The organism is Rhizobium sp. AG207R (genome assembly GCF_027109195.1).
In the GTDB taxonomy this organism is placed as follows: Bacteria; Pseudomonadota; Alphaproteobacteria; order Rhizobiales; family Rhizobiaceae; genus Rhizobium; species Rhizobium dioscoreae.
Genome location: NZ_JAEPVT010000008.1, coordinates 225,030 through 239,145, shown reverse-complemented (window position 1 = coordinate 239,145; position 14,116 = coordinate 225,030). Strand labels below are relative to the sequence as shown.

Sequence of the window (14,116 nt, the reverse complement as noted above, 5' to 3'; positions counted from 1 at the left end):
ATGCTTACTCCGTCGCCGCGAGCGCCTGCATCGCGGTCGTCCAGCCACGGGGATGCATCACATAGGAGGCGATACGCGGCCCGTAACCGACGATGTGATGGAAGTGGTAGAGCGGAATGATCGGCTGGTCGGCCATGACGAACTCCGTCGCGGCGGCAAGTGCCTTGTTCCGCTCCGGCCCATCCTGCATGCTTTCCGCCTTGGCGAGCATCGCGTCGAAGGTCTCGTTACGATAATGTCCAAAGTTCAGGGCTCCGGTTCCACGGCCGGGATTTGGGGAGGCAAGCAGCGCATCGAGGATGACATCCACGGTCTCGCCCGAGCTGCCGCCATACCACAGGGCATAATCGCCCGCCGCCCTCTGGGTATTGAACACCGAGAACGGAGAGGCGACCGGCCGGACGCTGACGCCGATGCGAGCCCAGCTCTGGGCGATGGCCTGAAGGCTCTCGGCGTCGCCGGGATAGCGGCCGGCGGGTCCGGCCAGAACGACGTTGAAGCCGTTCGGAAAGCCTGCCTTCGCTAGAAGCGCTTTCGCGTCGTCATAATTCGGCGCCTCGGGCTTCAGGGTCGCGGATGTGCCCGGCAGGCCCGCCGGAAAGACTTGCGCAGCGGCCGTGCCGTAGCCCGAGAGGATCTTCTCGACCAGGATACGGCGATCGGTCGCCATGGCGAGCGCCCGGCGGACGGATGGGTCCTTGAAGGGGTTGGGAATGGGTTCGCCGGACTTTCCGGTGACGCCCGGGAGCGTATCTCTGCCCACGTCGAACTGCAGGAAATTAACGCGCGCGGCGCCAATGCTGGCGATCCGGACGCCGCGATTTTTCAGGGAGACGACATCGCGCGCGGGAATGGCGTCCGCCACGTCGACATCGCCGGTGGCCAGCGCCGCCACGCGTGCGGCGGGGCTTTCAATGACCCGAAACGTCACCGCGGACCAGGCGGGCTTTCCACCCCAGTAGCCATCATTCCTGGAAAGCTTCAGCGTCTCGCCGGAACTCCAGCTCTCGAACTTGTAGGGTCCCGTGCCGACTGGACGGCCGGTATTGAGTTCCTCGGTGGTCTGGAACCCCTGCGCCGGCCGATGCATCACGAAGATCGAGGAGAGGGACAAAGGCAGGCTCGGGAGATTGCCGTCCGTGTCGATGACTACGGTAAGGGGATCTCTTGCCGAAACTGACTTTATTCCGGTCAGATAGGACCGAAAGCCCCCGCTCGGTGGCTTCAGGACATCGCGGATTCGCTCGATCGTATAGACGACATCGTCCGCCGTGAAGGGCGAGCCATCATGAAAGCGGACATTGTCGCGGAGCTTGAACTCCCACTGCGTGTCGGAAACGGCGCGCCAGGAAACCGCGAGCTCGGGCCTGAGGTCAAGATGCTCATCCTGATAGGCCAGCCGCTCATAGATATGGGACAGCAGTGATGTGTTCTCGTTGAGGTTCGCGTAATGCGGATCGAGCGTCATCAGCTTGTACGAGGTGGCGATCCGCAGCTCCTGCGCCTGTGCAGGGCCAGCCTGCACGCTCCAGGCCGTAAGCAGGATCAGCGCCGCGGACAGGATGAGCCGACGCAATGGATTTCCGAGTTTCATCATGAAGTTCCCTTTTCTTAATTTTGGCGCGGCCGAGGCCGTCGCGGTGGAAGCGATCCCACCACGCATGTCTATTGAGATGATTTCCTCAGGGATCCGGCTCGCACCGTCTGGCCCGGCCGGCCGTCCCGATGAGCAACCCCGAAGCGGCATCCTCCGATTACACGAGGCAGAGGCGTCTCCGCGTCAGCGGAGGGGAACGAAAACCGATAGATTCCTAGAGAGGAACCGAAACGGCGAACCCGACCTGCGGCAGACGCGCGGTGCTAGACACCGAGAGTCGCTCCCTGCATCGCGGCCGGGACCTGGCGACGAACGCTACCGCGGGACGACATTTCGGCGTCGATCTTCAGCAAGTCGGCGATGACAGAACGGAGCTGTGGCCAGGGATACTCATCGCTTGAAGCGGATGGTTCCCATCTGGCGAGCATGGCATCGAGCTTGAGGCTCGCGCCGACGATTGATTCCGCGGGCGTATCCCACAGCCTTTCTGCCAACCCGTCTTCAATGGCGGCCGCGCGTTCCTCTTCCCGAACCGCCGCGCTATATCCGATCTCTCGGTCGGCCGCCTTCCACGCCTCAGGCGCGTCGGACGGCGTGCCAACCATCTCGAACAGCCTCTTTTCGAGACCCTGCTGCCGCACGCATGATTCGATTAACCGGTGCCGAGCCGCACACCATTGCTCCCAAATGGCAAAGGCGAGATCGTCTTTTTGGATGTCCAACGGCCCCATAAGTCGGGCTGCAAGCCCAGGATGTGTGGGAAAAGACGCCGACACGAAGGAATGGAGGTCTCCCTGCGTGACCATAGACAAAGTTCTGCTATTGTCGGAATCAGCCATGATCCGAGCTCCTGACAGCTTGGTTGTGGTTAGGCTGCATTCGGTGTTCCAGCACCGGATGCAGCTGCTTAGTTAAACACTCTATACAGGGCAACTTTTGAATGTGCAACCAAAATCACCATGGCATGGTGATATGAAGGGAATTCAGTGCAAATTAGCACGCGTTGCGCTCGATTGGGGAGTTCTCGATCTTGCAAAGGCAGCAAACGTCTCGACACAAACTATCACTCGCCTCGAGCGAGGTGAGAAGCTACGGCCGAGTACATTGGAACGTATCAAGAGCGTGCTGGAAAATGCAGGTATAGAGTTTATCGCAGAAAACGGCGGCGGAGTTGGCGTTCGTTTCAGGAAGCCGGGGGTGTAGACCGCTAAAACACAATCGGCCGAACACACCGCTGCAGCCCGTCGCCCTTACGATTGCCGCGGCTCACTTTTGGCGCTCGGCACACGAGCAAGCGGCGCGGCTGCCTCCGAACCATACAACACCGGGTACCACACACCGGCAGATGTGCTTGCCAACCTGCAGAAGGATTATACCGGTTTCCCCAACCTTGGGCCCCCTCTCCACATATCTCTGCCTGAAGCAATGACCTGTCTGGAGGGAAGATCGGTTGAGCACGCGGGCTCGCCATCAGCAGCGTTTGCATCTCTTAAATGTTCTTTGTATGTTCTACCCATCGCTGGCGACGTGGTCAGTTGAAACAGCGGATGCGCTAGGACAAGGTAGGGCGATGATAGAGGGTGAGTCGGCTATTTTCAGCCAGAAACAATCTGGTGCTTATTTCACGCCAAGCGATGTCGCGCAGGCTCTCGTGAGTTGGGTGCTTCGTCGGCCGTCCGACCGGCTGATAGACCCGTCATGCGGCGACGGCCAATTCATTTCCGCCCACCATAAATCCGTCGGCATCGAGCAAAACCCGCTTTCCGCTCAAGCTGCCATTGCGGCCGCACCCTGGGCGCTGGTTCATAAAGGCGATTTTTTCGCTTGGGCTGCCGAAACGCGCGAGCGCTTCGAATGCGCAGCGGGCAATCCTCCATTTATTCGCTATCAAAGTTTCAAAGGGGACGTCCGACGCCGCGCGTTGGATCTGTGTTCGCAATATGGCGCGCACTTCTCCGGCCTGACATCGTCCTGGGCGCCGTTCCTGGTGGCAACCGCCTCGCTGCTGAAGCCGGAGGGACGGATGGCTTTCGTGGTGCCGGCAGAAATCGGGCATGCGCCATATGCCGCCCCTCTCCTGGAATACCTTGTCGGCTCCTTTGCTGAGGTTCACATCATCGCCATCCGGCGAAAGCTATTTCCATCGCTTTCGGAAGATTGCTGGCTGCTTTATGCCGAAGGCCACGGCGGTTCAACGTCCCGCATTGGCCTGACGGTGTGCGAGACATTCAAGCCCGACAAACACAGGCCGAAGCCTGATATCTTCGTCGACGTCGATGAATGGCGCACGACCTGGTCGCGTCGCCTGAGACCGTACCTCTTGTCGAAGAATGTTCGCGACATCTATGCGACGGCCATCCAGGATCCGACAAGCAAACGGTTCGGCGATATAGCCTCCATTGGTATCGGGTATGTGAGCGGAGACAATGACTTTTTCCATCTGCGGCCATCGGAGGCCAAGCGACTGGGAATTCCGGCTGCATTTCTTCATCCCAGCCTGCGCAACGGCCGGGCGATGCCGAGCAGCCAGATTACCGAGGCAACTGTCGAAGGTTGGACCAAAAGTGATGATAAGGTTCTTCTCCTTCGACTGACGCGCGAACAGGAACTGCCGTCGAGCGTGCAGCGCTATCTGAACAGCAGTGCCGGCCGTGAAGCCCGCCTCGGCTACAAGTGCCGCAATCGCGCGCCGTGGTATGCCGTGCCGGATGTGCAGATACCGGACTTCGTCCTGAGTTACATGTCGGGTCGATCCGCGAACCTCGTGCAAAACCTCGCCGGTGTGACCTGCACCAACAGCGTTCATTCGGTGCGTGTCCGTGATCGTGCGCTTGCAGCCAAGTTGCTGCCGCAATGGACAACCCCATTCGTGCGGCTGAGTTGCGAGCTTGAAGGGCACGCGCTCGGCGGCGGAATGTTGAAGCTGGAGCCCCGGGAAGCTTCGCGCATTCTCTTTCCAGCGGAGGCCAGAGCCGCTGAAGCCGACGCATTGGAAGATGCGATCAACACGCTCCATCGTTGGAGGCATTATGTCGAGTAATCTGGAGGCGAAGACCTGCCAATGGACCAATCAGTCTGATGCCTTGGCGGCTTTTGCCGAATTCACTGGCAAGACCCAGAGCGCCAGCCACATCAAGCCGCTGCATTGGTATGTAGCCTGTCGATTGGTCATTGAAGGCGGTTTTGATCCAGACGATATCGTACCCCGCCCACCATTTCGTATAAAGCGCCGTTCCGGAAAGCCCCCTCTTCTCGAATACGAACCGGCTTCGGCAGGAGGTGGCGAGCGGACCGTCCTTGGCGGCTTGAAGACTAAGAACGTCGACGTCGTGGTGACGCGCGAGGGTATTGGCCCGGTTCTGGCTGTTTCATGCAAGGGGGTGACTGGTGCATTCCGAAACCTGACGAACCGCATGGAAGAGACGATCGGTGAGTGCACCAATCTGCACATCACGTATCCGGCACTGGTTCTAGGCTACCTCGTCCTGCTACGTGCAAACCGAATGATTGAAACTGCACTTGACGATGCCGCCGAAGTCGCCGCAGATGTGGAGCAGGCAAGCGAAGGTGCCAAGACGCTTGCCGCAAACGACATCGCTATGACGGAAGGTGGCGAACCGGTTGCCGGTATCGTCCGCTTTCATAATGCGCTGCGCGAACTCGTCGGCCGGCGCGGCATTCGCGACGATGTAAGCCGTTACGAGGCGATAGGCTTCGGTCTGGTCGAAATGCACGGGACTGGACGAAACAGCCTGCTCGATAGTTTTCCTGGTCTCGATAGCCCGCTTCGATTGAGCGGCTTCTTCGACACTCTGTATGCTCGCTATGATGAGCGTTTTGTGGTCAGCGCTCCCGATCTCTCGCGCACTACGAGACGACTGGAATGGGATCCGGCATCACCGGCCTTTAAGATGCCGGATCTGGACTATATGCCGCGAGTGGGTGGAGAGATCGCGCCAGTCGAAAGTTCTGATTAAAATTCGCACTACTGGCAAGTATATAAAAGGCTGCTTCTCTCAACGGGGAAGCTCGACGCGCGTAATCGCCGCGATGAGACCTGATGGTGGCAGGAGATCTCTGATCTTCAATAGCGGCATTCAACTGGTCGGTTGCCTAGCATCCCACGACGACGTTCCGATTTCGCGCGAGGTATTTGATGAAAAATGGCTCGGCGCGAAAAATATTGGCCCCTGACCTTTGCCCCGTTTCTTTAAGGCTGGACCAGCATTTGCTCCATCACGTGAGCTTCGAAGTCCATCTTACGTGAGAAGATTTGCCGCGGGCCTGCCAGCCAGCTGGTCGAGGGTGGCCTCATCCGCCCAGTCGCCACACCATGATGATGTCGTCGATTGCCCTGCCGTCGTCGAGCACTCCGCCGGGAATTCGACCAACCTCGACAAAGCCATGGCGCCGATAGAATCGCGCCGCGACCGTATTCTCGGCGTTGACCGCGAGTTCCAACTGCAGAATTCCAAGACTTCTTGCATAATCTGAAACCGTGGTCAGAAGATCGGCCGCGGCGCCGGATCCGCGCGCACTCTTTCGCACATAAACACTCACGAGGGTTGCGCGATGCGCCAATTTCCTCGGACGATGACGTGAGAGGCCCATCATCCCAACCGGCTCCTCATTGATGAAAGCGACGAAAGCCGGCTCGTTCAACCGGTTGCGCCACTCCTCGTCCGAAAGATCTACCCAATCTTCGTGGACGCTCGCAAATGCGGACGGTTCGCAGGAAAGTGCCTCCAGGCGAATGCGGCGGAAGACTTCGACGTCGTCGATTGTTAGGCGCCTGATCATTAGCCTCCGTGCGTTCGACGACATATCCATCTCCAGTAGAGTAGGGCCAGTTATAACGGGTGAGGGGGCCGTATGTTTCAGTTTCTCCGAGGCGGTTTGTTACGACCACCGTGCCCACTGCCACTCCGGCGGCGGAGCATGAAGCCCCCTGTTTCTCGCGCGCTCTGTCAGTTCCGCCCAAATCGAATCGCCGGTAAAACTCGCGAGATCACCGCATGCGTCGGTAAGCGACTGTTTACCATAGATCTCCAGCAGACCCATCACGGTCTCGTTCTCCAAGGCCGCAAAGGAAGAACCGTTATGTGGTTTCAGCACGCGATGTCCCCATACTCCTGGACAGGCGTCGGCGCGGAGGGAGTTCAACAGATCAGTTTCACCTGTCTTCCCGAGCGCTGTCGCAAGAACATGGCGCATGAGGGGATAGTAGACGACCTGACGACATCCACCGAGAACGCGTGTTCCTGGCAGGATTGAGATCACCAGAAACGCGACAAACAGGCTGGGCACGATTCTGCGTTCCCGAAGCGCTTCCGCGATACAGCTGGGCTGGAATGGCACGTCGGAGTGGGATCCCTTAATGTCCGACAGATCGCCATTTTTCAACTGCAAGGGATAGATCTTGCCGTCTGCCAATCCCCAGAACAGGTCTGTCGTTCTGCGAATCCATCCTGTCCATGGCCCGGTGTCAAGTTCATCGATCGCCTCCAGGATGGCGGAAGCCCATGCGCCATCTCCACCGATGCACTTCGAAAGCCATGAGCCCGTATCTTCAAGGTGATCTGCCACGAGATCCGCGACATCGATGTCGTCAATCTGAAGCAACTGAATCGGCTCCGGAAAAAACCGCGTCCATAGTGCCTGATTCCCGGCTTTGATCGCCTCGGCGGCCGATGCGAAGCCTTCGCTCGGCAGGATCGTTTTCAACCTCGCCGCAGACGGATTGGCCGCTTCGCTCCTTTCGATTCCCGACAACAGGAAATTGTAGGCGCCATTCGATCCACATAGGCTGTAGGCGTCCATTCGGCTTCGCGGCAGGCCGAACAGATTGATCGTTTCGTTCTCAAGATTGAGCCACCCGGGCCCCTTCTTCGCCTTCTCGATGAATTTGACGGTGGAGGCGCCATACCAGATATGCCATCGAAGCCGATGGGCGCTAAGACCAAGCAGGCTGAACAGATGTGTGTAAAAGCTATCGGGCTCTATCAGCAGATGGCAATGTGGTCCGGTTTGCATGACAGGAGCCGCGGCCAATTGATCCGCAGCCTCTCGCGCCCGCGCGCGATCGGCACCTGACCTCAGTGCCGCCCGTTCGACACACGCTTTCAGCCGGATCATGGCATCGTCGCGAATAGCGCAACCGGCGCGGTGGCGCTCGACCTCATAAACAGCTCTTGCGTAATCGTTAAGCTCGCGGCTCCAGAACTGGTCAAGGCCTGGCATCACATGTGACAAGGTCCTCTTCAGGTCCGCCGGGGTCAAATGGCCGTCGCCGCTCGCATCCATGCGTGTCCGGTTCCTTGTCTTGACCCCTCATATGGCACTGTCAGAATCCACCGCAGGGCGAGCAGTCCGCCACGCCCACCGCTCATCGAGCGGCGGCGCTGTCTCGTGCGCAAAAATAAGAGGCAGTTGCTCGTAGCAAAATTCCTCTGGAATCGCCGGCTTCACCATCGAGGTGACGAACTCTCGCAGTGACGCGGCCGAATTGGACGAAACGATCGTGTAGAAATTGCCGCTATTCCAGGTGACGACGGAATAGCTGAAATAGGATCCCAGCGCGGTGATCGACGTCTCCAGGTCCACCTGGAACTTCGTCATGGTGTCGAGAACCTCGTGCTTCTTGGCCACGATCTCGGTTTTCGAGAAATAGCGCGACTTGAATTGTTCGTCCTTCTGGCGCTCGCGTTCCAGATAGGCATCGACGTCCGGATGCGCGATCTTTTGCACCTGTATAAGCAGGCCGCCGGGTCTGACCCGAGGCGCGATGACGGCGAGTTGCTCCTTCCGGTCACGACCGTACATTTGAAAGGTCGTATCTTCGAAAAGTAGATCATAGCCGTCCCGGAATGGCTGGAGATTTTCATCGGTCGCATATCGTTCGTCGTCGAGCTCGAAGAACGGACCGTGATGGAAATGGGCATGCTCGCTTCCGCGCCGCGCGAAGAAACTGATGCGATTTCCGTCCGTGGGACTGCAGCAGAGCGTTTTCAGCCTCCCGTCGCCGAGCCTTGCCAGCGATCTCGAAAGCGTGCCGGCTCCGGCCCCGAGCGTATAAACGGCAGCGGCTTGCCGCCTGCGTCCCCATGCGTGCAGGGCAAGGACGAGCATCGCGGCGCCCAACCGGCACTCCTCTTCCAGGCGATAGGGAATGCTCGCGAAATAATGGTTGTCGAAATTCCCCCAAAGGCGGCGGTGCGTGTCCCAGAACGCCATGCAGTCAAGATCGAATTCCAGGAGCGATAAGTCGGGTTCGGGAGTGGCGAGGTCAGGCATTCCGCCAAGACCTCGAGCGGTTCGCTCAAAAAACGGCGCGAACGCGTTCAGGCGGGGCGCCTTTCGCCAAGCCTCGATCGTTTGCCTATCAACCATGTTTCAAATCCTTCCCGTCGGGTCGAAAGGAGCAGCCGCGTCACGATGCGATCACGGCTTTGGACTGGGTCGTCGTCAGCAGGCTGAAACGGCGGCTCCGTGATGCACAGATGTCATCGAGGTGGGATGGCGGAGCAATCGGCCGATTTTGTTAGATTGACGGGCAAGCGAAGGCTGTCGGATTGGCGCCGAGTGGCATTTGGCTCATACATCGATCATCTCCAGGAAACTGGCCCTGGCGACCGCCTGGTAGAGCGTCCTGGCGCCGAGCTTGCGCCTGGCCAGGCGCAGATAAAGTCGTACCGTGCCTTCGGAAATCCCCAGCGTGGCGGCAATGCGCTTGGGAAGCTCACCGAGCGCGACAAGCCGCAGGCACTCGCGCTCGCGGCGGGATAGTACGTCGTGCTCGCGAAAGGCGCGAAGGCCGGAGACAGGTAAAGCCTTGTCATGCAGATAATGGGACAGGATTTGCAATTCGTGGATGCTCGAATCGCGAAGTCTCCGCCAGTCCGACCGGCTCGCATTTGACGTTACCGAAAAGAGGGAACGCTCTCCGCGTGACCCTCTCACGGGCACGGAGAGGCCATGTCTGCCGACGCCAAACGCTCTCGCGTCCCTCAAGAACGCCTTACTTTTTTCGGACGGCACGCGCAGGGCATGCCAGTCGACCGGAAGAAGGCCGGTACGGCTGATCGCGATGACAGGATCGATCTCGAAATGGTTTTCTCGCAAATAGGTGTCCGTCCATTCGGGCGGATAGGTCGTGCGAAAGTACGGATAGCAAAGGGGAGAAATCCCGGCACGGACGACAAGGAATGTCGCATGCGCGAAGCCATAGGCCTGGCGGATTTCCGCGAGGACCAAGTCCAACTCGTCACCGTGCCGCACACGCTTCAGTGTTTTCAGTGCCGACGACAACCGGCCTCGAACGAAAGATGTTTCCTCCGCGCCCGACCCCGTCATCGGTCCATGGCTCGGGCGGCGCGGCGTTTGACGAAGCCCCTTCTCAGCTCGTCGTTTTCCAATGGCTTGTCGCTTACCAATGATCTTCCTTGTCGCGATCCAAATCTTCTCGAATCCGGCGATCGGACGTGCCGAGGGCCCTGAATGAGCTTCATCCAAGTCCGACGGAATGCCTGATCGCCAAGATCGCCGCCCAAGGGAGCGTGGGCAATATGAGGATTCACCAAGTCCCCTCCGAGGACGACGGACAGCTGCCGCAGGTGGCGCAAGCGTCGGGCTTCGTGTTGCTTGGGACCATGCAAGGAGCCGAGCCACGAGCGAACCGCTTTCCGTGTTCAACCGTCGGGGCCGAGGTTTGGTTCAGGACACCCCCGAACTTGAAACGAAAAAATCACTACCCGTTAAGCGCGAATGACGTTATCATAAAACGTTCACAAACACCGGGTGATGCGAGCACGGCGGGAGGCCGTGGTCGCCGCGATGATCTGGCGTTGCGGTACCCGGCGCCGTGCGAACAGACAAAAGGGAGGACTGACGCAATCGGACTGGAGACAACTTCATGGATAGTGATCTTCGCTCTCTCATCGACATGACTGAGATCGCCCACGACGAACGCATGATCAAGAGCGCCCTGAAGACATTTGCCCATTCATGTGGCTTCGAGCGCTTCGCGTTTCTGCGGAAAGAGGGCCTGCAAATCCGAACATGCAATTCGTATTCGGAGGAATGGCAGGGCGTTTATTTCAAAAGCCGGTATTCGTTAATCGATCCCGTCATCATCGAAGCCAAACGTCGCATGGACATGTTTAGCTGGAGGGCAGATGATTGGCCGGCGCGTGGATCCTCTGAACTCAGGCGCTTTCGAGACCAGGCAATCAAACACGGCATTCGCAGCGGCGTGACGATACCCGTCGAAGGAAGCTTCGGCTCCACGATGATGCTGACCTTCGCGTCCTCGGCACAATCGGCCGACATTTCGAAACTCCGGGATCCGCGAAAGGCGGTTCATGCGGTGCTCGCGGTCCACTACGGCCTGAAAATCATCGCCGCCTCTGCCATTCTTGCACCAAAACGATTGCTTTCTCCCCGGGAAGCCATGTGCATGATGTGGGCCGCGAAAGGCAAAACCGCTCCAGAAACCGCCAGGCTGACGGGGATCAAGGCGAGAACGGTCCAGCATTATCTTGATAAAGCCCGTCGCAAGCTCGGGGCCGCGACTGTTCCACAACTCGTCGCGATCGCGAAGGATCACGGATTGGTGTAACCGTCACGTCTCCTCGTCGAGCGGAACCTCGGGAACATAACCCAGAACGTCGATGATTTCCGAAAGCTCTCGCTGCTGTGCCTCGGCTTTCTTCTGGCGCGCGAGATATTCGTCTTGCAGACTGGCAAGGACATCGGCGGAGACCGACGGGTCCGCCGACGCACGGGTCCATTCTTCGTAAACAGCCTCGTCCGCGACAAGAAGGCGACGGTGTTCAAGGATCGCGGAAACGGCCAATGCTTCCAGCTCCGATTCTTGCATCGACCGGTAGCGAGATTCACGGGCGGCCTGTTCGCCTGCCTCGGATGAGCCAGCCTCAATCATCCTTGTTTCCTCCTGCTTCATTTTCGCGGTCGCCAGGAACCGAGGCTTAGTGGCATCATGCATGCTTGCGATCGATTACCAATTTTCTGACAGTCGAGGGAAATTGATTTTTCTGTCGTTCACCGCCGAACATAAGCACCATTTGGCGCCGCGCAGGGCCTTGATTCCACATGGGGAACCGCTTTGTAGAGTATACTCCGTGGTGAAATACTCCACAACCGGTTGCTCTCTCGATCATGGAGATTCGAGAGGTGTTCGCACGAAACCTGAAAGCTGCGCGTCTGGCCAAGGGCCTGTCGCAAGAAGAACTCGCGCATCGAGCAGGAATCGACCGAACCTATATCAGCTCCCTGGAACGCGGCGTATACAAGGCCAGTATCGTCGTGGTGGATCGCTTGGCGAGGGTCTTGGAAGCAGAGGCGTCCGATCTGCTGAAACGGTTGCCGGAGGAGAAGTGAACCCGCGATCTTGACTGACGAAAATCTCGCGGGACTTTACGATAGACATCTGCTGAGAAGGAAGGAATGCCCGCGGCAACGTCTCGGCGAGAGACGCCGCTTGCTCGCGGCTCACATTGTCCATAGGAGAGATAGCGGTGCTGCCTGGAGCTTTTCTCCAAATGGCGTCACTCGGTCGTGGTCGTGTAGGACGAGCCCTCGCACGAAACGATCACCGACCGCCTCTTGTAACTGGCGCAACCCGCGAAAATCGTCAGATTTCACCGTTGCTGACGCCTTAACTTCTATCCCAACAACCCGGCCGCGCCGATCCTCAATGATGATATCGACTTCATCTTGGTCTCTCGTCCGGTAGTGGGAGAAGGAAAATCGCCGGCCTGACCATGACGCCAGCTTCAGCAGTTCTGAAACCACGAAGCTTTCAAGCAGAGCGCCAAATCGACCCTTGTTGTCACGTAACGCAACCGCGTCGTCTTCTCGCAAAGTCGCAAGCAAGCCTGTGTCCAGAAAGTGAAGCTTTGGTGTCTTGACGAGCCGGCTCAAGCGGTTGTTGGACCATGGGACAAGTGATTAGAAAGAGACACTCGAGGATCACGACGTATTTCTGTGCGGTGATGCTCGACAATCCAAGCGCCGCACCGAAACTGCTGTGATTGACCAATTGTCCAGCATGCTCCGCTAGAACTTCGAGCAACCGCGGCAACCGGTCCAACTGATCGATGTTGGCGATCTCACGTACGTCGCGGTCGAGGATCAGTTTCACATAATCTTCCAGCCAAGCGGTTCGCCGGTCGGCCGTCGGCCGACGCAAAGCTTCTGGGTAACCGCCCTGCAGCACTATCGCCATCAGGTCGTCACCAACCACCGTGTCCTCGCCGGCGGAAGGCTCCTCGCCGGCGAACAGCCGATCCAGCAGACGACCCGGGGTGGACCGGATCTCAGATTGGGCAAATGGCAACGGTGGGACAACGGCCATACGGCCGGCGAGCGAGTCTGCAATCGCCGGAACGGTGGCAAGGTTGGCGAGCCTGTAAGCAAGAACCGTCCGGGTTCGTCATCGCGGTCAACACTTTCCTTGATAGCCAGTATCAGTTCGGGCGCCCGTTGCACCTCGTCGACGACAGCCCGTTTGATGCCTCGGATAAAGCCGATCGGGTCGGTCTTTGCTGTATTCAGCGTACCAACGTCGTCGAGGGTGATAAATGGACGATCTGAGCCAGAGACCTGTCGTGCGAGAGTCGTCTTTCCGGCTTGCCGCGGGCCGGCAATTAGCACAACACACGTGTCAGCCAGCGCCATTTCGACGATCGGTCGGCTAATTTAAAGCGTATGTCTGACTGATTTTAATTTAAAGCACGGCTGATTCATAGCCTCGGCCAATCTCCGTAGATGGCGCCTCTCAAATTATAGGGGGTTCGTCGCGCAGGGACATCAAGGGACGACACCAAGTTAATGCGTTTGGATCACACAAATTTTCTGCCCGACTTGAATAATCGTCCCCCCGCCGAGCGCTAACGCTGCCCATCGATCCGCGAAAGGTCGATCCGAATACCAGCGTCCTTCAGGTTCGATTGAGAAGCTGCCGGCTCGACAGGTTGATCGGCCGTCGTCGCTTCTCGCTGGCTGGCATGAGTGGGCTGCTCTGCTGCCACGCCGCCCGGATCCTCGGCCTGAAAGACGCTCTCTCCCTCAAATTCGCCCGTCTTCCAGGCATAGACCGCGTCCTCGAATATCTGCGGGAAAACCTCGTCGCTCTTAGGATTGCCGTACCACTTGGCAACGATCCTCAGAACCTTGGCAAACATCGCAGTTCCCTTGCGAAGGTTTTCGCAAGGCTCCACGAGGTCCGGTTGCAAGTCGGCTGCATCCTTGATGCCGACGCCAGCGGGAAATTGCGTCAAGCCGACGCGAACCACCGCCTGGCCGACATATTGCCTCACGATCGCCATCGCCTCGTCGGCCGACTTCGCCTTCGGAACGAGGATCAACCGGCCCCCGGATTTGATCGTCACGGCGAGGGGATCCGTCGAGCCGACGGCCGCCACGAACTGCTCGACGACAGCGGGCCTGAGTGAGGGATCGGCGCATTCCTTGATAAACGCAGCATCCAACATGACGTCT

General features: G+C 58.6%; 13 protein-coding genes and 1 pseudogene. 5 read left to right on the top strand and 9 right to left on the bottom strand.

Annotated features, from left to right (window positions below):
- Positions 1-4: 4 nt before the first annotated feature.
- Together JJQ51_RS20765 and JJQ51_RS20760 are read right to left on the bottom strand one after the other, a co-directional pair.
- A complete protein-coding gene (locus JJQ51_RS20765) occupies positions 5-1,594 on the bottom strand; it encodes an ABC transporter substrate-binding protein (protein WP_113354820.1) in 1,590 nt (529 codons plus the stop codon).
- Between the two features lie 266 nt (positions 1,595-1,860).
- Positions 1,861-2,436, bottom strand: a complete 576-nt coding sequence (locus JJQ51_RS20760) for a hypothetical protein (RefSeq protein WP_113354750.1) — start codon at positions 2,434-2,436, stop codon at positions 1,861-1,863.
- Positions 2,437-2,569: 133 nt separating this feature from the next.
- Here JJQ51_RS20760 and JJQ51_RS20755 point away from each other — a divergent pair, with 133 nt between their 5' ends.
- The 3 genes from JJQ51_RS20755 to JJQ51_RS20745 all read left to right on the top strand — a co-directional run bounded on the left by JJQ51_RS20755 (position 2,570) and on the right by JJQ51_RS20745 (position 5,574).
- Positions 2,570-2,800, top strand: a complete 231-nt coding sequence (locus JJQ51_RS20755) for a helix-turn-helix domain-containing protein (RefSeq protein WP_083258085.1) — start codon at positions 2,570-2,572, stop codon at positions 2,798-2,800.
- A gap of 367 nt (positions 2,801-3,167) precedes the next feature.
- Positions 3,168-4,637 carry an Eco57I restriction-modification methylase domain-containing protein gene (locus tag JJQ51_RS20750; RefSeq protein ID WP_113354748.1) on the top strand — a complete coding sequence of 490 codons (1,470 nt, stop codon included), beginning with the start codon at positions 3,168-3,170 and terminating at the stop codon, positions 4,635-4,637.
- Complete coding sequence (locus JJQ51_RS20745; RefSeq protein WP_269245239.1) at positions 4,627-5,574, top strand: hypothetical protein; 948 nt, start codon at positions 4,627-4,629, stop codon at positions 5,572-5,574. Before JJQ51_RS20750 ends, JJQ51_RS20745 begins: the two co-directional genes overlap by 11 nt.
- Before the next feature lie 334 nt (positions 5,575-5,908).
- Here the strand turns inward: JJQ51_RS20745 and JJQ51_RS20740 are convergent, their stop codons facing one another.
- From JJQ51_RS20740 to JJQ51_RS20725, 4 genes are all read right to left on the bottom strand, one after another.
- Positions 5,909-6,421 (bottom strand): GNAT family N-acetyltransferase, encoded by a 513-nt coding sequence (locus JJQ51_RS20740; RefSeq protein ID WP_173002565.1) that lies wholly within the window; start codon positions 6,419-6,421, stop codon positions 5,909-5,911.
- Between the two features lie 75 nt (positions 6,422-6,496).
- Positions 6,497-7,900: a hypothetical protein gene (locus JJQ51_RS20735; RefSeq protein ID WP_269245238.1), complete on the bottom strand. Its 1,404-nt coding sequence runs from the start codon at positions 7,898-7,900 to the stop codon at positions 6,497-6,499.
- A 27-nt stretch (positions 7,901-7,927) separates the two neighbouring features.
- Positions 7,928-8,986 (bottom strand): class I SAM-dependent methyltransferase, encoded by a 1,059-nt coding sequence (locus tag JJQ51_RS20730; protein ID WP_269245237.1) that lies wholly within the window; start codon positions 8,984-8,986, stop codon positions 7,928-7,930.
- 204 nt (positions 8,987-9,190) lie between these two features.
- Positions 9,191-9,856, bottom strand: a complete 666-nt coding sequence (locus JJQ51_RS20725; RefSeq protein ID WP_269245236.1) for a LuxR family transcriptional regulator — start codon at positions 9,854-9,856, stop codon at positions 9,191-9,193.
- A gap of 652 nt (positions 9,857-10,508) precedes the next feature.
- Between JJQ51_RS20725 and JJQ51_RS20720 the strand changes: the two genes are divergently transcribed.
- Positions 10,509-11,213, top strand: coding sequence for an autoinducer binding domain-containing protein (locus JJQ51_RS20720; protein WP_269245235.1), 705 nt, complete (start codon positions 10,509-10,511; stop codon positions 11,211-11,213).
- Between the two features lie 3 nt (positions 11,214-11,216).
- On the opposite strand, the gene JJQ51_RS20715 is transcribed toward JJQ51_RS20720, so the two are convergent.
- Positions 11,217-11,537, bottom strand: a complete 321-nt coding sequence (locus tag JJQ51_RS20715; RefSeq protein ID WP_145323663.1) for a transcriptional repressor TraM — start codon at positions 11,535-11,537, stop codon at positions 11,217-11,219.
- 236 nt (positions 11,538-11,773) lie between these two features.
- On the opposite strand from JJQ51_RS20715, the gene JJQ51_RS20710 reads away from it, so the two are divergent.
- Positions 11,774-11,995 (top strand): helix-turn-helix domain-containing protein, encoded by a 222-nt coding sequence (locus tag JJQ51_RS20710; RefSeq protein WP_269245234.1) that lies wholly within the window; start codon positions 11,774-11,776, stop codon positions 11,993-11,995.
- 111 nt (positions 11,996-12,106) lie between these two features.
- Here JJQ51_RS20710 and JJQ51_RS20705 read toward each other — a convergent pair.
- Together JJQ51_RS20705 and JJQ51_RS20700 are read right to left on the bottom strand one after the other, a co-directional pair.
- Positions 12,107-13,294, bottom strand: a pseudogene (locus tag JJQ51_RS20705) (ATP-binding protein).
- A gap of 212 nt (positions 13,295-13,506) precedes the next feature.
- Entirely contained in the window at positions 13,507-14,109 is a 603-nt protein-coding gene (locus JJQ51_RS20700) for a TraH family protein (RefSeq protein WP_269245233.1), read from the bottom strand.
- Positions 14,110-14,116 lie beyond the last annotated feature (7 nt).